The following is a 25,252-nucleotide window of genomic DNA, read 5'->3' on the forward strand; positions in this document are numbered from 1 at the left end:
ATATGGATTGTGCAGACCGCGAGCGGCCGAGATCAGGGGTGAGAATAAACGCCAGAGTTTATTCGCGCCCGATTTCCGACACCTCCCGCGCCTCAGAATGTGGGAACACAGTGTAACAAAAATTCGCACAAGGTCGATGAGGCCCAAGTCCTATGAATGTAGATTATGCTAAAAATGGTGCCGCTGTGTTCTCATTCGCTCCGTGGTCATTGATCCGATTGCTTTGCCGCTTTCGCCAGTTCCCCAATCCCAGTCCCAGGGCTTGGTGAGAAAAGGCACTCCCGGAAATTCGCACATGGTCGAGAACGCTCCCTGGCGCAACCAACGGCCCCGCTGAACTGCGGATTTTTCGGCCCTATGGATTCACATTTCTGGGCCCGAAATCCGAGGCCCCAATGAGACTGGCTGAGCTGCGCTTGCCGGTCTTGATCTGATCCTGCGGGGAACTGCTGTCACTCGCGGGCTCAGGTATGTTCGCACTTGATCCGCGGGTTGCGTCTCAGTGGGTGGCCTAGGTTAGACTTCACAGGAGCGTCGAGGGGACTGGAAACGGTAGGTAACCAGATATTCTCACTGCGCGATAACGTCAGTGGCTGACCAATGAGAAAGCAGCGGTGCACGTATTTGCGATCTAGCTCGGAAAGTTATGGAAAAGAACGACAATGAGGAGGAGCCTGGTGCATGATGGTCTGCATCGCTGGGGTGTCTGGGCGACAAGCGCCGGGCTCGCGCAGACCGGTTAATAATCGTGACGCGGGTGGGGGCCACCGGAGCTGTACTGCGCAGCGCAGCGCCTGAGGGGCCGAGATGCCGCAGAAAATTGGCGTACAATTTTCTCACTCGCAAACTGTGGATTCGCTCGCTGAGCCACAGAAAAAATGGTGCGCTGGATATTCGCATTTCTGGTTCTGGCGATTGCTGTTGCGGCGCCAGTAATCTCGGCCAGAGGGCGTTCCCTGAGAGACTTCTCTCGCCCGAACTCGCGATAGACTTCATCAGTGGAGACCATCCGGGCGACACTTGGATGCTTCCAACCAGCGAGGCTCAATACCGCAAACCCTCCGCAGAACGTCTCAGCAAGGCCCGTGCGGAGGTCAAGGAGCGGCTTTGGACCCATCTGGGGCGGCGGTCGGAAGCCGGAAGCCGTACGGGCCGCAGGAGGCTCAATACTGTAAAATTTGTGGGTCGGGTCCGAAGGCTCAATACCACAGTTCTGGCGCAGCAACATTATGGCATATCTCTAGGGCTCAATACCGTAGTTTTTGTGCACTGGGTTGGGGCTCAATACCGTAGCCTTGGCGCAGCAACGTTCTATCAGCGCAATTAGGGCTCAATACCACAGTTTTTGTGCACGGATGGCCCGGGCTCAATACCGTAAACTTTATGCAGGAATTTCATCCTCACACCTCTAGGTCCATCCTGGGGCTCAATACCTCAGTTTTTATGCAGCAGCGATCAGAGCGCTGGATTGACTCCGAATTTGACGCACGCTGGGACTTCGCCCATTGCGGCGAGAGCCTGTCTTACCGGAGCGATTAAAGGCTCCCTACCGATCGCCTGATCAGATCCAATCCGTAGCGACGGACGGACAATGAGGCGCAAAAAATCGGCGCAACGCAGCTCCCTGCGTTCGCTGCCTGCAGATAGTAACGAGCAAATCTTGACCGCTTTTGTGACCCTCTCGTCCCATATTTTTCGGGCCTCACAAATAGGGTTGCACGTTCCCGCTCAAGGCCGGGTTGATCCTGTTGCAACGTGGTCGTTGACTGGCCTCACAGAGGTGATCAGGAGTGGTGATCCCGATCAATTTTTGCACTAGTATTTTGCACGCCATTGCCATGTCTCCCCAAGCCCGCTTTGGATCGAAGCCAACGTGACGATGCCGATTGGCACTCGGCTGGTCGGTGGTCAGCGACTGTTCCTCAAGCAGCCACCTCCCTTTGGCGAGAACGGGGCGAACCTCGAATGTCGATGCTACAGACAGGCAAGCACTGGCCTGCCAGATGCGTCCGGCAGGCGATGTGGTTGTGCCAGTTCACGTGAGGCAGAGCAGGCGGGGAGATCTTGGATAGCTTCATCCAAACTCGTCATGCAGTGCCGTTCAACGGAACGGCCGTCGCACGTTACCGATGATCTGTTTCGCAGTGATATAACTTCGTACCGCGCGCTCGCCACGCTGTGACGCAGCCTTAGGCTGGCCGACGTCTTCCTGTCAGGCGTAGGCCCCTGTCAGTTTCTGTCGCTTTCGTCTGATCAAAGTTCAGGTTGCCCAGCTTCCACGACTGCAGCACTACCGAGGTCTCCCCAATTGCTTTTGGCTTTACCCCGCCTTCGGTCGCACGTTCGATGGTGAGGGCCTTGCCGCTCCAGTCGAGCAGGAATCGATCTTCCGGACCGAAGCCAGCTTGGTTCCACAATTCTCGTGGCAGTCGGATGCTGGTGTAGAATCGATCCGAACGCTTGGCATCGGGGATCGACTTGACCACGACAGGCCCAGAGCCCGCCTGAGGCGCTGGTGCCGCGTTCCTCTTGGGGCCTCGGCTCTGATCGGATGGCTTCTTTGTCTCCGGGGCGATTGGTGCAGGCTCTGCTTCCGGACCAACCTCCCGGTCCACATCTTGCAAAAGATTAAGCTGCAGGGTCGGCGGATCCTCAACACCCGTCGTTTTGGTGGACAGCTTCATGGTCTCCCCAGCAGGGGTGGGAACGCTCGGGATCAGTTGCACCGCGTTTGCAACCTCCCGCAGGCTTCCGGAGATCCCCTCTGCTGACTGCACCACCAGCGGCGTCAGACGCGCCATGGCCTCAATCTGGTGCGTGCCCAGAGAGACCAGCTTGCCCATCTGCTCCGTCATGAGGTCCATCGTAGCGCGAAGGCTTTTCAGTTCCTCGGCTATTCCTGTCAGCGCCTGTTCGATCTCGCGCGACCGGGCAGGGGCAGATGCCACCTGCTGGGGTGCGTCCACAATTGGCGGACGGAGGGCCAGCACGGGCTTGGGGCGAAAGACCTCTTCTACGAGCGCGTCCGGCTTGCCCAAATGGCGGGCCAGAATATCGGCGGTGTCCCTGGACCGCTTGTCCGCAGGCGGTGTCAGGCGATCTGGATGGTTCGCGGCGTCTGGCGATCGGTGATGCCGAGCCTCGTCGCGCTGGCGCGTCGGCTGAGCCCGGTGGGGTTTTGCCAGACAAGCCGAACACAGGTCATGGGTACGATTGCGGGCCAGAAGCCAGCCTCGGTCCTTGAAGTAGCCCTTGACGACATCGTCACCGACAGACGTGCTCGACTCGTAGGTGTCCGTCTTGTGGCATCCCGAGCAGCGGGCGGTAAAGCGGTATTTGGAGGGAGCGCCACCGGTACGGGTGATCTTCGGCTCGAACTGACGCGCGATGCCGGGCATGTATCTTGTCCTATGCTAGTCGTAACAGCTTCCCGGCCGGGAATGGGTCTCACGCCCCGGGGGCAGCATTTGACCGGAAATCAATCGAGAGAGTGCAGGAGCACATAAACCCTTGCCGGAGAATTTCCAAGGTACTGGACATGAGCAATTGGCTTCCGAGGGCCTTTAAGCCGCTTCCGATCGGGTGAGTTGTGGGGGGTCCAATGTTCAGGGCAGGTAACAACTCATTAACCATACCTGCACATTCTTCTCTTGCGCCGTGAGTCGGTCGCAGAGCTTTTTCCACGAGGCAGGCAGACGATGTTCAAGATCCTCACGGATGCAGTCGATGAGAAGCTCGCATTGATTTCACCTGTCTTACGACGGATTGAGGAGGGCGGTCAGACTGCTGACCTACGTGATCTGCGTTACTATCTCGTCCGTGCTCTACGCCTATTCGAGCGCAACCCTGGCATCGAGGCTGCTGCCGATGACTTGTACACAGCAGCGATGGTGGTGGTTGGGGAGAACACGAAGCTCTCGCAGCCCAGTGCAAGAGGGCGGCGCCTCCTCAAAGATGCTCATCTCCGCTTTTATAGCCGGCTCGAAGCGGCGGCGGATCGCGTCGGACCATACGAGTACCTGGTTGTTCCAGACTCTCCGATCCGCCAAGCAGCCTAAGGCAACTGACTACGTGCAGACAATAGCAATGCTCCACAATCCTGATAACTGGGACTTATCCGGAGTGAAAGCGGTGGCCTAAATTTCCTGGAGCAAGCTACTTACCACTTGTAAGAGGTGAAAGAATACCCGCAGAGCGGCTATTGCGTTACTGAGGCCGTGTGGGTTCGCAAAGCCTGCAGAGTCGCAATTCCCAATTTGCCTGTGACAGGAAGACCTTTGTCTCGCTCAAATGCTTCAATGGCTTTGCGAGTAGAGGGGCCAAGTGACCCATCAGCTTTAAGTTTTCCGTACCCAAAATCAACGAGCGCTTCCTGCGCCGTACGGATCTCCTTCTTAGAAAGGCGAACTGACGATGTCATGCTGGCCGCCAAGCTTTCCGTTGTCGCAACAGGATGATCTGACGGTCCAGTGAGCTGAAGGCGGGCCTGCTCAATCGCTTGACTCACGGTTGCCCGCAGGGTGTCCAACTGCTGGAGTTCCTCGGTGGCTGCCTCAATCCGCTTCAGTGTCGTGTTTAGATCTTGGCCTGCCAGAATTCTCCGTTCATTGTCTTTCGCCAACTGGTCGCGCTCTGCGGTGACGGTCTCAATCTGCTGTCGCAGCTGCGAAATCTCACTATGGAGCGCGTGGTCCTCAGAACTCTTGGACAGGACTGAGTATACGAATAAGCCAGAGCCGGTCGCCATAGCAGTCAGGAGAGCTACTCCTGCTGTACTGAGCTGTAACCAAGCGTAATTTCGTACATGGCGCATGTGCTTACCCGCGGACTGTTAGCTGATTTTCGGACAGCGTTGTGTGCTCAGATCAGCTCCGCATTGGGTCTAGCTTGTGACGCAATTGGGACCGTATTGGACCTTTGACTTCACAGGGTTAATCAAACGCAAACTTGAGCCGTTAATTGCTATCGGCAGACTGCTTGATGCAGAATGTGCTCGAGAGGACTGTATCGCTGTGCGCTATTCTACCACCCGGAGCAGGTATGCCCAGCTATTCGCATTCCAGCGATCAAGGTCCAAGGTTTAAGTCAGTGTCGGCAGACGATTTGCCGTTTCGGTACGGAGAATAAGACATCGTCAACTGTGAGCCCAAGAAGCAGAGTGCTCCAGCACCATGCATTTTGTTTTGAGTGCTCATTTTCACCGCCATCATCCGCCTCTCCGTCTGTGCAGCACTAAAGCGTTCCTCCTTAAGGCACCATCGTGGGAACGCATGGGTGCTCGTCCCAATAACTGGGTATTTACCTGCCTCATCCAGAGTGTGGGTGTGACAGGCCGACCCACTGCAGCATTTGCGAGCTTTATTAGTATCCATGCGTAAGATCCCCATGCCGAACGATTATCTCCCGTCCGCAATCCGGACCGAGGATGGAGTTCCAAGGAGATCGCATCAGAGTGATACCCTGCCATTCCAACGTATGAACAACGGCTCCAGCACCAACTGGGATGAGCCGTGGCTGGCCATGGGCCAAGCCGAGCCTGGTTGGTGGCAGGCGTTCGCGATCGACCAAGGCGTGCGGTCCACGCGCACCCCCGACAAGTTCATCAGGAAGTCACCGGAAACGAACGTGTTCGACCTTCCGACGGGCGAGCTGATGAACGCGGATCGGTTGGCCGAAGTTGTACTGAACAGGCCCGAGGACGAGATCCACAAGCGCATTGAAAGACTTCGCGCCGCCATGGAGGCTCCCCTGGTCAAGACCTTCGCCCAGAAGGAGCAAGGGACCATGCAGCCGCTAGTTGCTCCCTCTGCGGAGCAGCGCGAGATGGCGGACGTCCCGAGACAAGTTGAACCGCCCTCGACATCTAAGGCGCATGATGTTCAGAGACCCGTCTCTAGGGCTGTCGAAAGTGTTTCCCAACCCGTCGCAGAGCCCCAGATCACTGTTCTCACCTTGCCGTCCACTATGTTCGTTCCGTCGGCCTTCCAGTCGGCGCTGTACCGCATCGACGTCTCGCTGAAACACTTGCTAGTCCCTCCAGTTGACGCAGTCGCGGGCGAACGGGAAGTCTCCCAGGTGCTGGAGCACGAGGTCATCGTTTTCGACGAGCATTCGGAACGGGAAGTAGGCGAGGGTGCCGCCGATCTCTTGCAGCCGCAATCCCTAGACGGGTGCATGGCGGCGCGGCAGGAACTCAGTCAGCAATCTGGGGAGATCAGTGATCAAACCCGCATCAGCATCAATGACGCTTGTGAGATAGCTGAAACCGCCGGAACCAAGAATGGGGTTCTGGATGCCATGGATCAAGAGGTCGCGACCTTCGCGCTTGGTGAGGATGGTATTGGAGAAGTCACGCAAGTCCTCGAGGACATGAGCTCCGACGTGGTGGAGGATCAGGCAGGGGAAGTCGACCTTGGATACCTCACCCTGTGCGGAGAGGATATTGCTGGCATCCAGACCGCGTTGGGAGCCAAGGGGAAGGTCGCCTTGCGACACGCGTTGGACGCTCCAGCGATTGAGGAAGCCGCCATCGTCGAGGAGGCCACTTCCATTCCGGAGAGTGCCTCAATCAAGAGTGAACTTGCCGTCGCAGGTGAGTTGTCGGAGCAGGTGCTGGAGGAGCATCTTGAATTGGATGCTGCCGCTGCTGTCGAGGTAATAGAGGCTGCGCACGAAGTCCTACCTGAGGCAGTGATGATCCCGGGGCAGGACGCGGAGATCGACGCCTCCATAAAGGAGGCTGCCGTCGGGCCGGAGTTCGTTATGCTGCCCCTTCCTGCGCTGCCCCAACGTTCTGGGTACACCTCTTATCAGCTTCCTTCCATTGAGCTTCTTGCCCAGACGCCGCAGCCGGAGGGGGAGGTCCTGACCGAAGATATTCTCGAGGAAAGAGCCGGACGTGTGGAAAAGGTCATCCGCGACTTCGGCGTGAAGGGCGAGGTCATCCACGTGCATCCGGGACCGGTGGTCACGCTCTACGAGCTCGAGCCGGCTCCAGGTGTCAAATCTTCCCGTGTCATTGCGCTCTCGGAAGATATTGCCCGGTCCATGAGCGCGATCTCGGCGCGCGTCGCGGTGATCCCAGGCCGCAATGCCATTGGCATCGAGCTGCCAAATACAACCCGTGAGACGGTTTATCTGCGCGAAATCCTGGAAGCGACGGATTTCACGGCATCGGTCCAAAAGCTGCCGATCTGCCTTGGCAAGACGATCGGCGGCGAGCCCGTCATCGCTGATCTGGCCCGCATGCCGCACCTGCTGGTGGCCGGCACCACCGGGTCGGGCAAGTCGGTGGCGATCAACACCATGATCCTGTCCTTGCTGTATCGCTTCACGCCAGAGCAGTGCCGGCTGATCATGGTCGATCCCAAGATGCTTGAGCTCTCTGTCTATGACGGCATCCCGCATCTGCTCACGCCCGTGGTCACCGACCCGAAGAAGGCGATCATCGCCTTGCGGTGGGCAGTGAGAGAGATGGAGGATCGCTATAAGAAGATGGCGAAGCTCGGTGTGCGCAACATCGATGGCTTCAATGCCCGTGTCTCGGAAGCACGCGAGAAGGGGGAAGTCATCACGCGAACGGTCCAAACAGGCTTCGACAAGACCACGGGGGAGCTGACCTATACGGAAGAGGTCATGGACCTCACGTCCTTGCCCTACATCGTGGTGATCGTCGACGAGATGGCCGACCTGATGATGGTGGCCGGCAAGGAGATCGAGGGCGCGATCCAGCGCCTGGCCCAGATGGCGCGCGCGGCCGGCATCCACGTGATCCTCGCCACCCAGCGCCCGTCGGTGGACGTGATCACCGGCACGATCAAGGCGAACTTCCCGACCCGGATCTCGTTCCAGGTGACCTCGAAGATCGACAGCCGCACGATCCTGGGCGAGATGGGGGCCGAGCAGCTCTTGGGCCAGGGCGACATGCTGTACATGGCCGGCGGCGGGCGGATCACGCGCGTGCACGGGCCGTTCTGCTCGGACGAGGAGGTGGAGAAGGTGGTGGCGCACCTCAAGCGCCAGGGCGAACCGGTCTATCTCGATGCCGTCACGGCCGACGATGAGGTCCCTGAGGAGCTCGAGGTCCTGGAGCTTCCGATCGAAGAGGACGATCCCGGTCTCGCATCAGCGGATGTCTACGAGCAGGCCGTGGGCATCGTCCTGCGGCACAGAAAGGCATCGACCTCTTACATCCAGCGGCGGCTGCAGATCGGCTACAACCGGGCGGCGTCCATCATGGAACGCATGGAGAAGGAGGGGGTTGTCGGCCCGGCCAATCATGCCGGCAAGCGGGAGATCCTGCGCGGCGAGTTCGAGGACTTGGACGATTGAGCGGTCTTCTACCCGGCATGCAGCAAACGGGAGCTTCCCTCTAGGGCTTCAACGTCTCAGAGATGGCGGAGTGCAGGTCATGGAGCCGCCCGGCGATGTCAGTCGAATAATGCGCCACTTCCATGACGAGCAGCGCAAGGTCTTCATCCGACGCAACCCGGTCACCCTTCACTCCTGATAGGACCTTCATGACCTCTTGATCGCGCGTAGGGTCCCGAGGGACTGCGACCCAGCCAATGCTCGCCTTGTTGATGGCGAGCTTGAAACGCTCCCCACTTTGGAAGCGGGCATCGATAAACCACCCGTTCCTACTCGGGCTCAGGTCGACGACGGTGAGTGATGGAGCTCTGACGCTGACCTCGGGCATCGGATGCTTATTGGACACATCCAGCACTTCCCTCAGCCCCTCAATGAACTGTTCCACGCTCATCGCGGAGCGGGCCAGCGTCTCGATTCCATAGATGACCTGATTGAGGCTGGTGAATGGATAGCCCGGTTCGCCCACCCTGTCGGAACTCCAGTGCAGAAGAGATGTCAGCCTCGCGGCGATTTCCTGTCATCGGGAGCCACGCTGACGCTCTTGCTGTTCCCGTCTGCTGTCATCGTCACGGTCGTGCCATCCGGGAACATGATCCGGAGCATGAGGAGGTCGCCTTCGATGTCCTTGCTTGTGAGTGCCACCGAATGCCTCCTTTCCCTGGCGGGTCCTGACAGCGACGGTATACCCATCAAGCGGAGCCGCAGACAATATGGCCTTCTTGAGACCCAATGTCTGGTTCAGGTACATGCTGGGACGGGCAGGGGACGATGATGTGAAGCTGCCAGGAACCGCTTTCCTCTTGAAAAGTTGTCTATTTGTAGCATTGTAGAGCTAGATGTCCACAATTGGACGAGATACATGGTTGCCTTGAGAGCTGAAAGCACGCCGCGCGCTAACAAGGCCGGCCCCGGGCTTCGGACCTTCTTCCGCATTGCCGAGGCGTGGAACCTGACCCCGGCCGAGCAGATGGTTGTTCTTGGGCAGCCGCCTCGATCAACCTTCTATAAATGGCGTGACCGGCCTGACGAGGTTTCTCTGTCGAGGGATACCTTCGAGCGCCTGTCCTACATCTTTGGCATCTATCGTGGTCTCCAGATCCTTCTACCAAGTGAGCAGGCTGCAGATGCTTGGGTGAAAAAGCCGAACGCCGCCCAACCTTTCAATGGCCGCTCGGCGCTTGACGTGATGCTTGGCGGGAATGTTGCCGATCTTCATCTCGTTCGCCGCTACATCGACGCCCAGCGAGGCTAAGGTTGATCTCTCAGTCTGATGTCCGGTGGCTGCCCTGCTACCGGATCATCCCAAGCAGCTTTCCGCCGATTAACCTGTTCGAGCGGGTCACCGATCCAGCCGATCTCGAAACGGTCCTCGACATCGAGAGCATGACCAACGACAGGTTGCGGGATGAAGTGGGCGCTCTCAACCTTGTCCCTCCGGAAGATCGGATCAGTGGCCCCGGCACCAGCCCGATCATGGCGGCATTTACTCACCTGCCACCTTACGGCAGCCGCTTCACGGATGGCAGCTTTGGCGTGTTCTACGCAGGGCGGACACTCGACACAGCGATTGCCGAAACCAAGCACCACCGGGAGGCATTTTTGCGTGCAACCGGGGAGCCCAGGATCGAACTCGACATGGGGGTGTATGCCGTCGATCTCGATGCGGTGCTGCATGACGCCCGGGGAATGAGGGAAACCATGCCGGGGATCTATGACCCGGACAGCTATGCTGCGTCACAGGCTCTCGCAATTGAAATCCGCAACACCGGCTCCTCTGGCCTTGCATATGACAGCGTACGCAAACCGGGTGGTGAATGCGTGGCCATCTTCAAGCCGCGGGTTCTGTCGAACTGCCGCCAGGAACGGCACCTGACCTATGTCTGGGATGGCAGTTCGATCAGCACCATTTATGAGAAGCGAGATCTTAGCCTCTAGCCTCTGCCATTATACGGGGAGGGCTACAGTGGCGGTGAGGTCCTCAAGCAACGAAGCTCCAGAATGAGCTTTTGCGGGCATGGTCGGTTTTGAGGCGTCTCAGATAGGCCTCGTGAGCCTCGAACCTGCCGAAATCCTCGATCCGATCAGCAAGGCTTTGGCACTCCTCGAGGTGACGAGCGGCATGCTGGTATCGCTTGGTCCGGTTCTGCTCCAAAGCAAAGTCGATCAAGGTCCGGCGGAGAATGGTCGCTGCAAGAGGGTGCTTTGCCTCCAGTGCAGCCGCGGCCGGCGCCAGGATCTCATAGAAATCGCCATTGATTTCGTCTGCGCGGGTGAGCACCAGGTGCGCGGCTTGGTCCAGCGCCGGCCAGCTCACCAGAAACCCCAATGCATGATGCACGCTCGGATGGCCCAGTGCATGCGCGAGGGCGCGCTCCTCAGTCTCAAGATCCTCAAAGTCGGGCAGGCGCTTGAGATAGGAGCGCAGATGCTCCGGGCTGAGCGAGCGCTCAAAGCAGGCCCAGCGGAACGCCTGCGCCTCATCCACACGTCCAAGGGCCTCGAGAACCTCAATCCGGGTTTGCTCCCATTCAAACGGGATCCAGCCAGGTCTATCCTGGTCGATGGCATTGAGGGCTGCCCATGCTTCCTCCGCACGGCCCGCAGCCAAGAGCCGGTACGCAATCTCCACAGCAACACTTGGAACGCCCCGAGACTTCTCACTTTGCTGCGCGATGAAGGCGTCCACATCGCCCTGCGCATCCGCAATCGCCTCCAGCGCCATCCGAACAACGCTGCTGCAATGGCGCTCAGCCAGGTCATCGGCGTACAAGGGGCCCCCCACACCCCAGCCGACGACCTTCCGGTCTTCCGCACGGGGCTTTTGTTGCGGCTCCTGTGACAGCTTGAGGATGAGCAACTTGAGGTGGTCGAGGCCTGTCGTGCCGAGTGCCGGGGCCAGAACCTCAATTAGGCTGTCATATTGACTATACTCGTTCTCGATCAATGCACGGTAGGTCTGCTCAGCGAGCACGTTGGGAGCGGCATTTGCTGTGGTGGCAATCTGCCCCAGATCATGGCAGGCGGTCTGAAAGACGGCCATGACGCTTCCACTGCTGTCGTCACATCGACCGAGGACTGAGTTGGCCATCGCCATGAAGCGCCAGAGGAGATCCAGGGCTTCAGCTGCGTCGGATCTGGCGATCTGACCGATGGCCCGTCTCTGGGTCTCGAGATCCGCAACAAGGGCCCTGCGTTGGTGCCAGTCGACGAAGGAGCGGGATCGAGCAATCGCGGTCAGACGCTTGCGGATCTCCTGTGCCATGTCGGCTGGGCTTGCGGCGCCGGCCAGTTCCAGCCGCAGCCGGCGCTGAGCTGCCGCATTGCCCCGGCTGATCTCAATCAACAATTCGGCGAGGCGCTCAGCTCCAAGAGACTCGAGGTTCTTTGCGTTCAGCGTTTTCCGTGAGGCCATGTCGCATCCCGGGTGCGTTTAGGGCTCCCATTTATGGAGCAGACGGATCATGATCAATCCATAGTGGATTGATCGTGGGGCAGGGCCCTACAACAAGGGCGATTAATATAGTATAACATTAATCATAATAGGTATTTTGACGAGCAAGCTATACGGCACGCTGTTCCAAGATGTTTGTACTCAGTGCATCGATGGCTCTTTAGGCTGGTCGATCATGTTGATAGCGGCCAGAAGGCTCAGTCCCGTGTGGTAGCCAGGATCGAGGTCCGGCGTTGCCGGGACGAAATCAAACGGTCCGTTGCTAGTCAAAGTCTGGTAGGCGACGGAACCCCGCCAGTAGTGTGTGAAGAATGCACGGTCCGCTTGCTCCCAAATGCTTAGGATCTCGCCGTTCCCCGTTGCTGCGAAGCACAGGGCGGCAGATCGAATGGTTTCGGGCAGGGACCACCAGGGGTAGTAGGGACTTAGGGGAGCGCCTGTTGCGGCTGAAACCGATAGGCAAAGGCCGGGTCCAACGAAGCCGCGTATGAAGGACGAACTCAGAACAGACTGAAGCCGCTGCACCAAAGCGGGTTCGGCGCTGCCTTGCAGATGGTCCAGCGCGAAACCCACGAACTCGATAGCATGACCGACATTGCAGACATCCGTTCCCGGGACGTTGCGCAACAGACCGCTTTCTGGATCGAAGTGACGTTCGAGAACATGTGCGATGAAGCGATCTGCGAAGGCTGAATGCTCGCTTCGCCCAATGCGGTGAAGGAGGCCCGCCGCACCGAGAAGGATCATCCTCGGCCCGAAATCTTCCGGCTCATCTGAAGCCGCATGGGGCGAGAGGTGACGGCGCTCGTCCATCTGGAACCGCCGGTTTTCAATCGCATCAATCACCTCGGCCAAGTAGGTGAGATGCTGCGGAACATCCGCCGGAGCATAGCGTGCAGCCCCGGCGATAAGGCCTTTAGCAAAGAAAGCATCGGAATAGGTAAACACTCCACCAGCAGCAGACTGCTGGTGGAGTGCGCCGTCGGCACCTACATAGACTGGGTTCAGATCGCGGTCATAGCAGAAGTAGCCGTGTCCATCGCGGCGCTGCAGGTCGCGGAGCGAATGATAGAGTGCGACACCTGCCGCATCGAGTTCTGCAGCAAGATCGGGTTCTTCCCTCTCGAAAAACTCCGCATGCGTCGCAACCGCCTCAAGCCCCCGGCCTTGGATCCAACCATAGAGGTAGGCCGGTCCGCGAACTCCGTCTGCATCTCCATAGTCCGCGAGGTTCAGACTATTGACCTTGGTGTTGAGGAAAGCGCCGGCAAGGCGTGGGCGCGCGAGCATCCAACGCAAGGTCGCCGCATTAGCCTGCACGTAGCGGGCACGCGCATCCACCAGCGAGAAGTCGAAGTTGTTCATTCCTTCAGCCCCGTGCTCGCCACGCCCTGTACGAAGTTCCGGCGCAGCAGGACGAACAATGTTATACTTGGAATGAGGACCAACGCGGAGGCCGCGCTCAGCCGTCCGAGATCAACCGTGAAGCCGGTCTGAAACAGAGCAAGCCCTACCTCGATCGTGTAGCTGTCTCGGGTCGTTGCTACGATCAAAGGCCAAGCGAAGGCAGTCCATGCCTGAAAGAAGGCCAGGACTCCAAGGGCTCCGAGAGCGCCACGCAGGAGCGGAAGAACAATGCGCAAGAAGATCCAGAGTTCTCCGGCACCATCGATCCTGGCAGCCTCCAGCAATTCGTCTGGGATAGAGTGGATCACATTCTGCCGGATGAGGAAGATACCGAAGCTCATCACCAGGTAGCCTAGCAGCAATCCCCAGGTGGAGTTGAGGATGCCGAGCGCTTTCGCCTGGAAGTAAAGCGGGATCATGTAAACCTCGAACGGCACGATGGCCGTAGCGAGGATGATGGCGAAGAACACATTGAGCACGCGATAGCGAAACTTCCCCAGAATGTAGCCGGTAATCGCCGACGTCGCGAGAATGCAGACAGTGGACAGGACTGAGAACAGGATGCTGTTCCCGATCCAACGCAGCAGTGGAGTGTCGGCCAATACTGCTCTGAAGTTCGCAACGGTTGGATCGTCTGGAATGACTGTCGGAGGCCAAGCCAGCATCTCTTGTGGTGTCTTGAACGCATTGGAGACGAGGAAGACCAAGGGCAGGATCATCAACAGGCAGACGGCCGTCAGTACCACATCGATGGCGATGTTGATCACGCGCTCTTTCGTATGCCGGGACATGCCGCGGCTCGTGGTGTTCTCGAGGAGAGGTCTCATGAGCGGCCTTTCTCCCGAAGCAGCCGGAACTGAATCACAGTTAGGACCAGAACGATCGCCAATAACACCACTGCCTCGGACGCAGCGTAGCCAACGCGGTAGTTTCGAAAGCTGTTCTCAAGCATGTCGAGCACCAGGACGCGCACCTGCCGTCCCGGCGCGCCTTGAGCGTCAGAGGCCAGCACGAAGGCTTGGGCGTAGACGTTGAAGCCTGACACGAGGGTGACGACCGAAACGTATAGCGTGATCGGTTTGAGCAGAGGGACAGAAAGATGCCAGAAGCGCTGAGGGGCCGACGCGCCGTCGAGCTCGGCCGCCTCGTAGAGCGATGTCGGGAGGCTTTTGAAACCGACAAGGTAGATAATGACCGCATAACCAAGAGCCTGCCACGAACAGAGAACAATGACACATAACACTGAGAGGACTGGATCGAAAAGCCAGGACTTGGGCGCGAATCCAGCGCTGGTCAGCAACGCATTCAGTGGGCCGAGACGGGCGTCGAAGATCCATTTCCACGCCATGGCAGCAGGCACGAGCGACACGACATGCGGAATGAAGATCGCTGCCTCATAAAAACCAGCAAGGCGCGAGCGGGTACGATGATAAATGAGAGCAGCCAGAACCAATGCCAGGGGAATGGTGATGAGCAGGACGCCAAACGCGATGATCGTTGTATTGAGGAGCGCTTCCCTGAACAATGGATCGCCGACGAGTTCCTCGAAGTTCGCAAAGCCGATGAAGGGCTTGTTCTTCGATAGAATGTCCCATTTGTGCAGGCTCAGGCGCAGGGTGTCGCCAATGGGATAGATCCGGACATAGGCGAAGATTGCCAATGTCGGCAGGAGCGCGAGGAGCGCGAACATCCATCTTTTATGCTGCACCGGATCCCTCTTTAGACTCCGTCCGGTGCGTGAGGACGCACCGGACGCAAGGCCCAACGGAGCTGAGGCTACTTCCCAAGAAGACCTTCGCGGCGAAGGATCTGGTTGGTTTCGTCCGAAGCCGATTTGAGAAAGGCATCGATAGCCGTATCATCTTTGGCGAGGGACGCATTGCGGAAGGCGTTGGTGAGCTGGGCGGCCAAACGCGTCAGCACCTCCTCGATTGGTCCGATCGAGGGCAAAGTAAAGAACTTGTAGTCCTTCGGGTAGTTCACAAAGGCGCCGAATGCCGGAGTTGCGCTGGTCACGCTGGAATAGTCAACTCCGGAGCGGTTCGGCAGCCAACCGACGTTTTTGAGAAGCCACGTCAGGTTCTCGGGCTCGTTGGTGGCCATGACGAAGTCCCAAGCCGCCTTGCTATCCGCACCCTCGGCCTTCACATAGAGATTGGTCGGCAGAGCAATGGAGCCACGGGGCAGCGGAGCGGTTGCATAGGTGAGATTAGGCGCCTTGGAAGCGATATCGCCGATAACCCAGGATTCACGGATGAACATGGCGGTTTGGCCGCGTTCAAAAGCCTCTGCATCGGCCGGCATTTCGGGCGTGACCGTTCTAAGCACGTGCACGTTCTGCAGGTACTGTTTGAGCGTCGCGCGACCCGCCTCGTTGGCGTAGTTGGCGCGCCACTTTCCATCGGTCGTCGGCTCAAGGACAGAGCCGCCATACTGGAAAAGATTGATCCAGAATTTCTCAGCGATGCCCTGCCCACCGCCGGTGAGGCGCAGACTCCAGCCGGATACAGTTGGATTGCCGTCTGGACCTCGCTTCGTCAGTTTCTCGGCATACTGGGTGTACTCTTCCATCGTCTTGGGCGGCGTCGTGAGCCCGGCCGCCTTGAACATGTCAGTGTTGTAATAAAGTGCAGCCTGCCCGCGGAACAGGGGCACTCCATAGACCGCACCTTCGTAGCTCGCGTTCGATGTGAAGAACTCGTCGAAATTGGCCTTGTCCTTGACGAAGCTGGCCACCGCATCAGGCGCCTTGGGCAAGAGGTCATTCTCGAGATAACGGCGAACCGTCGAGCCTTGAAGCTCAATCACGGTCGCACCGGCAACACCGGATGTGAGGCCCAGCGCGATGCGCTTCTCATGTTCGCGGAGAGCGATGGCCTCGACCTTGACGTTGAGGTTCGGATTTTTGGCTTTGAGGCCCTGGGCCACATGCTCGTAGAACGGCGCCATTTCTGGATAGCCGCTCCAGACGGTGACAGTCTGGGCTGAGGTCGCAGAAAGCCCGGCCAGCATGGAGGCTCCCAAGGCTGAGCCGAGAAGAGCGGCGCGGGCAAAGTGCTGCTTGAGTGAAGTCGTCGTGGCAGATTTCAGCATGTCGATCCCGTTCCTCTGGTTTTGATGGTGTCGAAGCTGGCAGCGGGCAGGTTGTCATGCAACCGGTTGCGGGTCAAGCAGCCAACCTGCGGGCCGACAGCCGCTTACCCCGCTCCGATCAGACAGTTCCCGCAGTCAAAAGAGCAACCGCCGCGTTGGCCAGAGCCTCGGCCGATCCGGAGGCGAAGGTTGCTGGCTGGCCATAGTAGCGATGTGCCTCGTCGATTTCATATCCACCGAACGCATACTCGGATGCTGGGGGGATATAGCCGGGATTGTCTTCTGCAAAGCCAATGATGAAACTCGGAGTCCGAGATATGCTCTGGCGGATCTGCAGCGCCGTCTCTGCAAAGATCTCTCCCGGAAGGGCAACGATCGGTACACCTCCCCAGTTCAACACCGAGACGCGCGCCTCAACTGGTTCGAGAGGGTGCCGTGCTATTTCTGTCGCCCAGGCAATCCAGTGGCTGAGCAGCGCTGCACGGGCAGGATCAGCGGTCTTCCGCTCGCGATACCAACGATCCGCCAAGGCCTCTGGGGTCCCCGTTTCGCGTCGATCGAAACCAAGGTGCAGGATACGGTTCGCCACCGAGACGTGTTCTTCCAGGGGAATCTCGTTGGCTTGGCAAGCCGCGTCTGCAATCCGCTCGCCATAAGCCTGTGCAGACTCGAAGCTGCGATAGGCGCTGGATGAGAGGCTGATGGAAGCGTGTGCCGAGTGACCTGTATTGGCGTCTCCCGCGCATCCGGTGAGAAACAATGCCATGGCACCTGGATTGGCGGCCTCAAGGCGCTCGCGCGCATAGTGCGGGTAATCGGCCGTCCACAGCCGATTGTCGGCGCCGAGCACCACCGGGTGGCAGGCATAGGATGCAATGACCGCCATAAGATCACCAACCGCGTCTCGGACGTGCAGGACCGGCAAGGCAGTATCGACCAAGCCGTCGGCATGCCGGCGATTTCTGGCCACTCCAGGATCTGCGCCCCATCCCGCCACCATATGGGCGGGCCGCGCGCAGGACACTGCCTTGTCGATTGCGTGGACACATGCAGTTTCCAGCCGATCGAGATAGGCCATATCGGCCCGCTGACTTAGGCGGCCCACCATGGAGACAGGGCCACCATGCGTATGCAACGCCGCCACGACCACATTGTCGGCGGGCAACACGCACCGTTCGCGAATGCGACGCACCATGTCGCCATGAAAGCCGATCACGTCGGCTACCACGAGGGCGGTGTTCTCGACAGCGACGGCGCGAACGGTCAGAGGATCATGCGCGCCGAGCGCAGGCTCACTGCGGGCTGCGAACCCGGAGAGAGCGAGGCCTGCGAGCGGCGTGATGTCCATCAGGGCTGTTCCAGCGCGGATCATCGCGAGAACACCTTTTCACCTCGCAGCCAGACGCCCGAGACCGCGAGGCAGCGTTGTCCCTCCTGCCAAGAGAACTGCATCAGATCGGCCGGAGCACCAACGGCGAGACGGCCTCGGTTGTCGATGAGACGACCAGGGTTCTCCGTTGCGAGCCTTAGGCTTTCGTTGAGGGTCAGCCCAGCCATGTAAGCGGCTAGGGCTACATTGGCGCAGAGCGGCAGCCCAGCGCCGGCGAGATATGGCGTGCCCGCGATGCCAACACGACCATCAGCTTTGACCTCGACAGTGCCGCCAACAGGCTGCTCGTAAAGGCCAGGTGGCATGCCAGCGAGTGCGACCGCGTCCGAAACCAGGATGGCTTTCTCAAGGCCCTTTGCGCGAACCATTGCCTTGAATGTGTCAGCCGGGAGATGATGACCGTCCGCGATGAAGGTTGCCGTCAGCCGATCGTCCGCAAGCTGGCTCCATAAAAAGTTGGGGTGGCGGGGCAGGGTGGCCGCGGCGCCGTTGCCAAGATGTGTGGACAAGCTCGCTCCCGCGGCGGCCGCCTCATGGATCTCCTCAGGCGAGGCGGCCGTGTGGCCGAGAGCAACGTGGACGCCGCGCTGCACGAGAGCCGAGATATAAGTGATCGCTCCGGGCAGTTCAGGGGCCAGCGTCACAAGCCCGACGAGATTCGAGCTCGCCGCCTGCCAGCGCTCGAACTCGTCAAGGGAGGGCGCTCTCACATAGGTGGCGGGATGAGCGCCGCGTGGCCCGTCAAGCGCCGAGATCGAAGGACCCTCGACATGAACGAAAGGAACCATCCTGGCCACAATTGGAAAGCGGCGGCGGGCCTCTGCGATGACTGTCAGCGCATGGATGAGGTCGGCCTCCGGCGCGGTGATCAGGGTTGGCAGAAAGGTCGTGACGCCTACCGTGAGCATATGGTCTGCCAGCGCCCTTACCCGCTCTGGCGTTAGGTGGCCGTCATTCAGATCAAGGCCCGCAAAGCCGTTCACCTGCAGATCGATCAGGCCTGGTGCAACATATTCATGATTTGCGCCATCCACAGTCTCAATCGCAGCGATGACGCCATCCTCGATCGCAATAGCAATGGCCTTACCATTTGCGGGATCTCGCCCGACAATGTTGCAGGACGAGTTCACAGAGCTCTGACCCGATTGTGGAAGTTTGCGATGAAGCGCGCATTGGCTTCATCGCCGCCTGGGGCGTTGCCGCTGCGCCACACAGGCGGTTCGATACCGCGCTCGATGAGCTTCGATACGGTGCGAATTACCAAGCAGTTGAGTGCGAAAGCATTGGCAAAGGTCGAAATTGCCGCAATGTCCTGGCTCATGCCGGGAACGCGCACGACTGCATCACCAATGGGGATCTTGGTATCAACGGCGATGTCCACCAGGTCGTGCAAGTTCTGACGGGTGGGATGCCGGGCTGGATGCTCGGGTGAGGTGTTGCTGGCGTGCTCGCGGGAACTGATGCCAATGAGAAACACGCCGCGCGCCTTGGCTTCCATGGCGGCATCGATGAGAGCCGCGTTGATCCCATAAGCGTTGACCAAAATGAGAAGATCACCTTGGCCGAGACGCTGGTTCGCAATCACGATCTTGCCGTATCCGGGCGTACGCTCGATCGCCATGGAGCGCAAAGCCCCATTGGAGAGTAGTGTTCCTTCGTCAAGAACGGCGCTGACATGCATCAGGCCTCCCGCGCGGAAGAACACTTCCTGCGCAGCGAGGTTCGAATGTCCACCCGGGCCGAAGATATGAATCAGGCGATCAGATGCAATCTGATCCGCGAGACGAGCGGCGGCCATGTCTGTCGTGGTGCGCTCCTCCGTCAAGATGCGCTGCATCAGATCCGTTGTGAGCCCGAGATAGGAGGCACAGAGGGCATCGGCGTCGATGAGCTCACCGTTCAGCATCGGGGTCGGACTCCGCATCAAGATAAAGCGTGCAGTGGGCCTGCTGACGCAGGATGCTGGCCGGGCAGCTAGTCGCTACGGGCCCATAGAGGCTCCGACGAACGGCATCCCGCTTGGCAGATCCCGGGACGATGCAGAACAGGCGATCAGCTTGCAAGAGGCGCGGTATCGTTAGCGTCAATGCTTGTTCAGGAACTTCGTCGTAACGCGCGAAGCATTGATCATCGACCTGCTGCTGGCGGCAGGTCTCATCAAGAGCGACAATCTTGACGTCAAGCTGGTCATGGAAGTCGGCTACGGGAGGGTCATTGAAAGCAATATGGCCGTTTACGCCAATGCCGAGGCAGACGATGTCGATTGGTGCCTCGGCGAGGCGAGCCGCGTAAGCCTCGGCCGCCGCAGCAGGATCCGGTTCGGGGACGATGTGATTCACCGCCGCGAAAGGGAGATGAGCAAAGAGGGCGTCGTCAAGCCAACGCGCGAAACGCTGTGGCGCATCGGCTGCAAGACCGATGTATTCATCCATGTGGAAGGCCGTTACTCGGTCCCAATCAATCTCCGGCTCCTCCCGAAGGCGGCAGAGGGCTTCAGCTTGGCTCGGTGCGGCGGCAAAAATCATTCTCACTTCCGATTGGCGGCTTAGCCGCTCTCGGAGTTCGGTCGCAATCGCGCTGGCGCTGGCGGCTCCCATCTCTACCCGCGTGCAGTAGCTCTCGATACGAAGCCGGTCAACGGTGCGATGGCTCGCTGGCGCAGGGGACTGGGTATCAGTGTCCGTCACGGTAGCCTCTTGAATGCGGCGTGCCAGTTTATGAGGTGGGCTCTTGTACTCTGACTCCGACAATGGCATGAACTAAAGCCTGCAACCGGTTGCATGTCAATGGGCCGATTAGGCCACCACATCCTTAGGGCAGATGTAAGAATTGTGCTCGAAGAAGGCGGCCGGTACTGGCGGTTGGTGATAGAGGGGCCATGGTGAGTGAGCAGAAACAGAAGCTAACCATCAAACAGGTCGCGGAGGCAGCGGGCGTTGCTCGCTCCAGCGTCTCGCGTGCCTTTACCCGCCCAGAGATGCTCAGCCCTGAAACGGTCAGGCGCGTCCTGGATGCTGCCGAACAGCTTGGCTATGTGCCCAACCAGACGGCCCGCGCCCTGAGTACAGGGCGCCATGGGAACGTTGCGCTGATTGTTCCTGACATTGCCAATCCGTTCTTCCCGCCACTGATCCGGGCGGCCCAAATGGAGGCTGATCGGTCGAATTTTTGTGTGTTCCTCGGCAATTCGGATGAAGATCCAAAGCAGGAGGACAAACTCGTGGGCCGCTTCGTAGGCCAAGTCGAGGGGCTCATCCTCGCCTCATCGCGCTTGTCAGACGAACGCATCCGAGCCCATGCTGCTCAGCGGCCCTTAGTTCTGATCAATAGGGATGTCGATGGTATTCCTCGTGTTCTGATCGATAGCGGCTCTGGTGTGCGCGAGGCGGTGGCCCATCTGGCGGAACTCGGCCATCAGCATATCGTCTATGTCGCGGGACCGGCAACATCATGGTCGAACAAGCAGCGCCGGTTCGCCGCGCGTAAGTCGGCTGAGCGCCTAGGGCTGAAAGTCGACATAGTAGCCGCCATCGTACCAAGCTACGATGCTGGGCGTGAGGCTGTAGCGGCGATCACAGCTACAGGAGCTACGGCTGCGATTGCATTCGATGATCTGACGGCGCAGGGAATTCTCGCTGGACTGGCGGATCGAAATATCAGTGTCCCTGGCCAGTTCGGCGTTGTCGGGTGTGACGATGTACTCGGCGCCGCCACCTATCCGTCTCTGACAACCGTTTCGAACCGGTCCGTGGAGGCTGGAAAGGCAGCGCTGTCCCTCCTCCTCGAGTTGCTGCAAAGCCAATCACCCCGTGACATTCGCTATGTGCTGGATACTCACTTGGTGGTCCGTAACACAACTGTTGGCCACAAAGAGTGACGGAAAGGCTCTGCTACTCGACAGGTGCGAGGGAAGGTCTCGATTATAACGTAACAACTGTGATTGCAAGGTAGAAATGTCGTTGTTTGTGCCAAATAGAAATGTCAGTGAAGTCTAGCTGGAGCTATGGGGTACAAGCTGGGATCTGATCCTTGCCCAGCTGGCCAGGGTTGCTGGGCAAGGATCAGATCCCATTCCAGATATTACAATGAACCCGATGGGTGGAGCTGGAAAAGACCATTGAATTCTGGCCGGGCGGAGCCGCATCAGCCGTCCGCTCATGAGCCTTAAACATGTGCCGATCACCTTGGCCACGCCGCCGGGGGGCCTTGGCGGAACGCTTCTCATCTCGCTCCTGCTGGATTTGCGCCACATAGGCCAGCGCCGTACTCAAGCGTTTGTTCTCCACAATGGCCGCCTGGGTGACCCGCCGCAGCTTGTCGTAGGTGCGGTAGGGCAGATCAAGGCCTTTGTGGCGGATGGCCAGTCGTCCATCAGGGTAATCGAACACTGTAACCCGCTGGCGGGCGAGGGGACGGGTGATCTCGTTCGGCTCGAGTATGAACAGCACCTTGTCGTACTGGAGCGTCAGGTTGTGGGTGACCTTGCGCTCCTCCTTCCAGGCAAAGGCATCATCGAGATTGTCATGGGGCGCCAGCGGCCGATGGAGGTTCCTCGGATCAGAGGGTGCGCAGGCAAAGCGCGCGTTGTGATCCTCCATAAACCTCGGCACAAACGCGTTGGCGGCGTCAATCGTTGAAATCCCCTCCAGGCGCATCTCCTTGATCAGACGATCCTGCAGCGTCTGGTTGGCCCGCTCCACCCGGCCCTTCGCCTGGCTCGTGTTGGCGCACAGAATATCAATGTTGAGCTCATGCAGGGCCCGTCCGAACTGGGTCATGCCGTCACCCCCACGAGCGTCCGTGTGACTGACCCGGAAGACCGCATGCTTGTCCGAATAGAAGGCGACGGGTTTGCCATGCCTCTCAAGGTACTGGCGCGTGGCATGGAAGTAGTCAAAGGTCGACTCGCTGGCGACAAACCGGAGGTGCATCAGCCGGCTCGTGGCATCGTCGATAAAGACCAGCAAGGTGCAGCGAGGGCCGCGGTTCTCAAACCAGTGGTGATCGGAGCCGTCGATCTGGATCAGTTCGCCCAGGCATTCGCGCCGGGTGCGAGGCTGATGAATGGGCTTGTAGCGCTGCTTGCGATCCTTCCAGAGCCCGGCCGCCATCATCCATTTGCGCAGGGTCTCACGCCCGACATGCAGATCGTGGCGCTCGGCCAGCTTCTCACAAGCAAGGGTCGGGCCGAAATCCTGATAGTGCGTCCGCACCAAAGCCACGACCGTCTCTTGCAGGGCCGGATGATGGCGCCGGTTGCTGGGGCGACCACGCTTGCGCGAGACAAGACCCGGCGCTCCGTGCTGTCGGAACCGCCTCAGGAGCCGCCATGCCTGGCGCTCGGTCAGACGCAGCATCTGCGCGGCCTGACGAGCGGTGAGGCGGCCTTCAGCGAAATCCATGACCACCGTTAACCGGTTCAATTCTGCTTGGCTCATACAAATGACCGTCATCGCCCAGCCGCCTCGTGGATCGTGGGAACGATCCCAAGGCTGACATCTCTAAATGGCAGGGCACTGACATCTGTATATGGCAGCTACACACGAAATTCGCATAATAAGCATTTTGACAAGAAGTCGGTAACCGGTGCCGTGGCAGGGTGCTCCCGCAGGAGGATCCTATGCGCACCAACCAGCGGCTGGCCCAGCTCTGGCTCGACGCCCTGGCCACCGAACTCGGGGCCTCGGCCGGCACCATCGCCACCTACACCGATGATCTCACCTGCTATCTCACCTGGCTGGAGGAACACCACCTCGGCCTGGACGAGGTCGGCCTGGAGCAGATCCGGGACTACATCGCCGGTCTCGGTGGGCGCGGCTACGCCGGCTCGACCATCGCCCGCAGGATCACCGTGGCGCGCGGCTTGCACAAGTTCCTGATCGCCGAGGAGCTCGGCTCGCGCGATCCCACCGCCCATCTCACTGCCATGAAGCGGTCGCGCAAGCTGCCGTTCGTCCTCTCCATCGCCGAGACGGAGGCCCTGCTCAAGACTGCCCATGCCCTTGCGGCGGATCCCTCGGTGGGGCTCTACCGGCAGGCCGGCTATGCCCGACGCGCGGCCCTGTTCGAGACGCTCTATGCCTCGGGCATGCGCATCAGTGAAGCTTTGTCCCTGCCCGCCGATGCCGCGCCCGCGGGCACCCGCATGCTGCTGGTGCGCGGCAAGGGCGACAAGCAGCGCCTGGTGCCGCTGCATGGGCGGGCGATTGAGGCCATCGCCCTCTGGCAGCGGCTGGCTGCGGCCTATGCCGGCGGAGCGCCCTCCCCCTGGCTGTTCCACCCGGTGCGCCATGGCGCTAAGGCGCTCACGCGCCAGGCGGCCCTGCTGGAGATCAAGGAGGCGGCGCTGGCGGCAGGGCTGTCGAGCCCCGAGCGGGTCTCCCCGCACGTGCTGCGCCATGCCTTTGCCACCCACATGCATGCCGGCGGTACCGACCTGCGCGTGCTGCAGGAGCTGCTGGGACATGCCGGCATCGAGACCACCCAGATCTACACTCACCTCGACACCTCCCGCCTCCACCACATGGTCCGAGACCTCCACCCGCTCAATGAGGGGCAGGAGCAGGATGAGCATCCAACTCTGCTTGGGAACACAGCTGTGCCAGTACAGTCCTGACGCCGGCGTGTGGTAGAATAGGTGCGGGACCGGCAATCTGAGAGGCGCGCGATGATCCGAGCTTCCTGCCATACCGCCGACAATGCCTAGCCCTCGAGTTTGACGCGACGCAATGGTTTGTCGAGGCTGACTGGCAGAGCCTTCTGCACCTGGCCGGGCAGGGCTGGTCCAGCACCTGGGTTGCCGACGCCCTTGAGACCCGTCCGGGCTATGAGGGTCTCCATCAACTCGTCAGCTATGCCGCTACCCGGCTGCGGGAGGAATCGCTCGAGGATCCCACCTGGGCAGCGCTCGATTGCAGCATCAACCAGTCTGACGCGATGCACTGGCTGGCCGACAATAGACCGGAGATCGCGGCAATGATCCAAGACCAACACAAGCCTTGGTAATTCATCGCATCCAAGCAGATCTGTGCGCCTCTGCGGTCACTCTGACTGTTGGCCAGAGCGAGGTTGTTTGGCAGCTGGCCCATAGGAATACGGCTATGGTCGGCATGCTCATAAAGCATAACCTACTTACCCTATCATCACTCCCAGATTGGGTATTCCGAACCCATATAAGCTCTATCACAGACAATCAGAAATTCCTCGACAGTCGAGGCAGTTAGCACCTAAAGGCATGGCATGTTCGTAACTTATATCCTCTCCCAAATCCGCGCGTATCTACGTTATCGCGAGACAGTTCGTGAACTGTCGCAGCTTGGTGATCGTGAGCTCAGCGATCTTGGCATCGTCCGGTACGACATTCACGCCGTTGCGCGCACTTCGGCTGCTGCAGCCTAACCCGTTTCAGGGTCGCAGAAAATGCTTAGCCCGCCCTCCGGCGGGCTTTGGCGGTTCTAGAACTCGCGGAGGGGGGTTAAAGCCCTAAAGCCCTGCACCTGCAAAATTATTTCTGAGCACGTCGTGGACTCCGCTTTGATCAA

21 protein-coding genes are annotated in these 25,252 nt (G+C 59.4%); 7 read left to right on the top strand and 14 right to left on the bottom strand.

All coding sequences use genetic code 11. The features are described from left to right. Nucleotides 1–2,189: 2,189 nt before the first annotated feature. The gene (locus tag OCW50_RS25490) at nt 2,190–3,398 is read right to left on the bottom strand and encodes a hypothetical protein (protein WP_262299475.1); all 1,209 of its coding nucleotides are present in this window, start codon (nt 3,396–3,398) and stop codon (nt 2,190–2,192) included. Nucleotides 3,399–3,698: 300 nt separating this feature from the next. Here OCW50_RS25490 and OCW50_RS25495 point away from each other — a divergent pair, with 300 nt between their 5' ends. Continuing rightward, a complete protein-coding gene (locus tag OCW50_RS25495) occupies nt 3,699–4,058 on the top strand; it encodes a hypothetical protein (RefSeq protein ID WP_262299476.1) in 360 nt (119 codons plus the stop codon). 140 nt (nt 4,059–4,198) lie between these two features. Here OCW50_RS25495 and OCW50_RS25500 read toward each other — a convergent pair whose 3' ends face one another. After that, nucleotides 4,199–4,813, bottom strand: coding sequence for a peptidoglycan-binding domain-containing protein (locus OCW50_RS25500; protein WP_262299477.1), 615 nt, complete (start codon nt 4,811–4,813; stop codon nt 4,199–4,201). Between the two features lie 662 nt (nt 4,814–5,475). Between OCW50_RS25500 and OCW50_RS25505 the strand changes: the two genes are divergently transcribed. Further along, nucleotides 5,476–8,331 carry a DNA translocase FtsK gene (locus OCW50_RS25505; RefSeq protein ID WP_262299478.1) on the top strand — a complete coding sequence of 952 codons (2,856 nt, stop codon included), beginning with the start codon at nt 5,476–5,478 and terminating at the stop codon, nt 8,329–8,331. Between the two features lie 40 nt (nt 8,332–8,371). Here the strand turns inward: OCW50_RS25505 and OCW50_RS25510 are convergent, their stop codons facing one another. Both OCW50_RS25510 and OCW50_RS25515 read right to left on the bottom strand, forming a co-directional pair. Beyond that, nucleotides 8,372–8,836 (bottom strand): hypothetical protein, encoded by a 465-nt coding sequence (locus OCW50_RS25510; protein WP_262299479.1) that lies wholly within the window; start codon nt 8,834–8,836, stop codon nt 8,372–8,374. A gap of 29 nt (nt 8,837–8,865) precedes the next feature. Continuing rightward, nucleotides 8,866–9,012 carry a hypothetical protein gene (locus OCW50_RS25515; RefSeq protein ID WP_262299480.1) on the bottom strand — a complete coding sequence of 49 codons (147 nt, stop codon included), beginning with the start codon at nt 9,010–9,012 and terminating at the stop codon, nt 8,866–8,868. A gap of 217 nt (nt 9,013–9,229) precedes the next feature. On the opposite strand from OCW50_RS25515, the gene OCW50_RS25520 reads away from it, so the two are divergent. Together OCW50_RS25520 and OCW50_RS25525 are read left to right on the top strand one after the other, a co-directional pair. Further along, nucleotides 9,230–9,622, top strand: coding sequence for an MbcA/ParS/Xre antitoxin family protein (locus OCW50_RS25520; RefSeq protein ID WP_262299481.1), 393 nt, complete (start codon nt 9,230–9,232; stop codon nt 9,620–9,622). A gap of 2 nt (nt 9,623–9,624) precedes the next feature. After that, nucleotides 9,625–10,305 carry an RES family NAD+ phosphorylase gene (locus tag OCW50_RS25525; RefSeq protein WP_262299482.1) on the top strand — a complete coding sequence of 227 codons (681 nt, stop codon included), beginning with the start codon at nt 9,625–9,627 and terminating at the stop codon, nt 10,303–10,305. A gap of 43 nt (nt 10,306–10,348) precedes the next feature. On the opposite strand, the gene OCW50_RS25530 is transcribed toward OCW50_RS25525, so the two are convergent. From OCW50_RS25530 to OCW50_RS25570, 9 genes are all read right to left on the bottom strand, one after another. Further along, nucleotides 10,349–11,782: a DUF6880 family protein gene (locus OCW50_RS25530; protein WP_262299483.1), complete on the bottom strand. Its 1,434-nt coding sequence runs from the start codon at nt 11,780–11,782 to the stop codon at nt 10,349–10,351. Nucleotides 11,783–11,962: 180 nt separating this feature from the next. Then, nucleotides 11,963–13,186, bottom strand: coding sequence for an AGE family epimerase/isomerase (locus tag OCW50_RS25535; RefSeq protein WP_262299484.1), 1,224 nt, complete (start codon nt 13,184–13,186; stop codon nt 11,963–11,965). After that, complete coding sequence (locus OCW50_RS25540) at nt 13,183–14,019, bottom strand: carbohydrate ABC transporter permease (RefSeq protein ID WP_210806178.1); 837 nt, start codon at nt 14,017–14,019, stop codon at nt 13,183–13,185. Before OCW50_RS25540 ends, OCW50_RS25535 begins: the two co-directional genes overlap by 4 nt. A 32-nt stretch (nt 14,020–14,051) precedes the next feature. Further along, complete coding sequence (locus OCW50_RS25545) at nt 14,052–14,918, bottom strand: carbohydrate ABC transporter permease (RefSeq protein WP_210806176.1); 867 nt, start codon at nt 14,916–14,918, stop codon at nt 14,052–14,054. A gap of 86 nt (nt 14,919–15,004) precedes the next feature. After that, entirely contained in the window at nt 15,005–16,321 is a 1,317-nt protein-coding gene (locus OCW50_RS25550) for an ABC transporter substrate-binding protein (RefSeq protein ID WP_262299485.1), read from the bottom strand. A 118-nt stretch (nt 16,322–16,439) separates the two neighbouring features. After that, nucleotides 16,440–17,669 (bottom strand): alkaline ceramidase, encoded by a 1,230-nt coding sequence (locus OCW50_RS25555; RefSeq protein WP_262299486.1) that lies wholly within the window; start codon nt 17,667–17,669, stop codon nt 16,440–16,442. A 20-nt stretch (nt 17,670–17,689) separates the two neighbouring features. Beyond that, nucleotides 17,690–18,841, bottom strand: a complete 1,152-nt coding sequence (locus tag OCW50_RS25560; protein WP_262299487.1) for an N-acetylglucosamine-6-phosphate deacetylase — start codon at nt 18,839–18,841, stop codon at nt 17,690–17,692. Further along, nucleotides 18,838–19,617, bottom strand: coding sequence for a sugar isomerase domain-containing protein (locus OCW50_RS25565; RefSeq protein ID WP_262299488.1), 780 nt, complete (start codon nt 19,615–19,617; stop codon nt 18,838–18,840). The genes OCW50_RS25560 and OCW50_RS25565 overlap by 4 nt, the downstream gene beginning before the upstream one ends. Further along, complete coding sequence (locus OCW50_RS25570; protein WP_262299501.1) at nt 19,604–20,308, bottom strand: 6-phosphogluconolactonase; 705 nt, start codon at nt 20,306–20,308, stop codon at nt 19,604–19,606. Before OCW50_RS25570 ends, OCW50_RS25565 begins: the two co-directional genes overlap by 14 nt. A 281-nt stretch (nt 20,309–20,589) precedes the next feature. Here OCW50_RS25570 and OCW50_RS25575 point away from each other — a divergent pair, with 281 nt between their 5' ends. Next, nucleotides 20,590–21,588: a LacI family DNA-binding transcriptional regulator gene (locus tag OCW50_RS25575; RefSeq protein WP_262299489.1), complete on the top strand. Its 999-nt coding sequence runs from the start codon at nt 20,590–20,592 to the stop codon at nt 21,586–21,588. Nucleotides 21,589–21,772: 184 nt separating this feature from the next. Here the strand turns inward: OCW50_RS25575 and OCW50_RS25580 are convergent, their stop codons facing one another. Continuing rightward, nucleotides 21,773–23,149 (bottom strand): ISNCY family transposase, encoded by a 1,377-nt coding sequence (locus OCW50_RS25580; RefSeq protein WP_373371510.1) that lies wholly within the window; start codon nt 23,147–23,149, stop codon nt 21,773–21,775. Between the two features lie 182 nt (nt 23,150–23,331). On the opposite strand from OCW50_RS25580, the gene OCW50_RS25585 reads away from it, so the two are divergent. Beyond that, nucleotides 23,332–24,327, top strand: coding sequence for a tyrosine recombinase (locus OCW50_RS25585; protein ID WP_262299490.1), 996 nt, complete (start codon nt 23,332–23,334; stop codon nt 24,325–24,327). Between the two features lie 623 nt (nt 24,328–24,950). Next, nucleotides 24,951–25,109, top strand: coding sequence for a DUF1127 domain-containing protein (locus OCW50_RS25590; protein WP_262299491.1), 159 nt, complete (start codon nt 24,951–24,953; stop codon nt 25,107–25,109). Nucleotides 25,110–25,252 lie beyond the last annotated feature (143 nt).

It is taken from the genome of Microvirga sesbaniae (genome assembly GCF_025460805.1).
Taxonomy (GTDB): Bacteria; Pseudomonadota; Alphaproteobacteria; order Rhizobiales; family Beijerinckiaceae; genus Microvirga; species Microvirga sesbaniae.

Bases quoted from the DNA above. Each gene is read 5' to 3' on its own strand.
- OCW50_RS25565 (WP_262299488.1), bottom strand. From the start codon at position 19,617: ATGCTGAACGGTGAGCTCATCGACGCCGATGCCCTCTGTGCCTCCTAT.
- OCW50_RS25520 (WP_262299481.1), top strand. From the start codon at position 9,230: ATGGTTGCCTTGAGAGCTGAAAGCACGCCGCGCGCTAACAAGGCCGGC.
- OCW50_RS25535 (WP_262299484.1), bottom strand. From the start codon at position 13,186: ATGAACAACTTCGACTTCTCGCTGGTGGATGCGCGTGCCCGCTACGTG.
- OCW50_RS25490 (WP_262299475.1), bottom strand. From the start codon at position 3,398: ATGCCCGGCATCGCGCGTCAGTTCGAGCCGAAGATCACCCGTACCGGT.
- OCW50_RS25550 (WP_262299485.1), bottom strand. From the start codon at position 16,321: ATGCTGAAATCTGCCACGACGACTTCACTCAAGCAGCACTTTGCCCGC.
- OCW50_RS25585 (WP_262299490.1), top strand. From the start codon at position 23,332: ATGCGCACCAACCAGCGGCTGGCCCAGCTCTGGCTCGACGCCCTGGCC.
- OCW50_RS25505 (WP_262299478.1), top strand. From the start codon at position 5,476: ATGAACAACGGCTCCAGCACCAACTGGGATGAGCCGTGGCTGGCCATG.
- OCW50_RS25555 (WP_262299486.1), bottom strand. From the start codon at position 17,669: ATGGACATCACGCCGCTCGCAGGCCTCGCTCTCTCCGGGTTCGCAGCC.
- OCW50_RS25580 (WP_373371510.1), bottom strand. From the start codon at position 23,149: ATGAGCCAAGCAGAATTGAACCGGTTAACGGTGGTCATGGATTTCGCT.
- OCW50_RS25590 (WP_262299491.1), top strand. From the start codon at position 24,951: ATGTTCGTAACTTATATCCTCTCCCAAATCCGCGCGTATCTACGTTAT.
- OCW50_RS25530 (WP_262299483.1), bottom strand. From the start codon at position 11,782: ATGGCCTCACGGAAAACGCTGAACGCAAAGAACCTCGAGTCTCTTGGA.
- OCW50_RS25570 (WP_262299501.1), bottom strand. From the start codon at position 20,308: ATGGGAGCCGCCAGCGCCAGCGCGATTGCGACCGAACTCCGAGAGCGG.
- OCW50_RS25495 (WP_262299476.1), top strand. From the start codon at position 3,699: ATGTTCAAGATCCTCACGGATGCAGTCGATGAGAAGCTCGCATTGATT.
- OCW50_RS25540 (WP_210806178.1), bottom strand. From the start codon at position 14,019: ATGTCCCGGCATACGAAAGAGCGCGTGATCAACATCGCCATCGATGTG.
- OCW50_RS25500 (WP_262299477.1), bottom strand. From the start codon at position 4,813: ATGCGCCATGTACGAAATTACGCTTGGTTACAGCTCAGTACAGCAGGA.
- OCW50_RS25575 (WP_262299489.1), top strand. From the start codon at position 20,590: ATGGTGAGTGAGCAGAAACAGAAGCTAACCATCAAACAGGTCGCGGAG.
- OCW50_RS25545 (WP_210806176.1), bottom strand. From the start codon at position 14,918: ATGTTCGCGCTCCTCGCGCTCCTGCCGACATTGGCAATCTTCGCCTAT.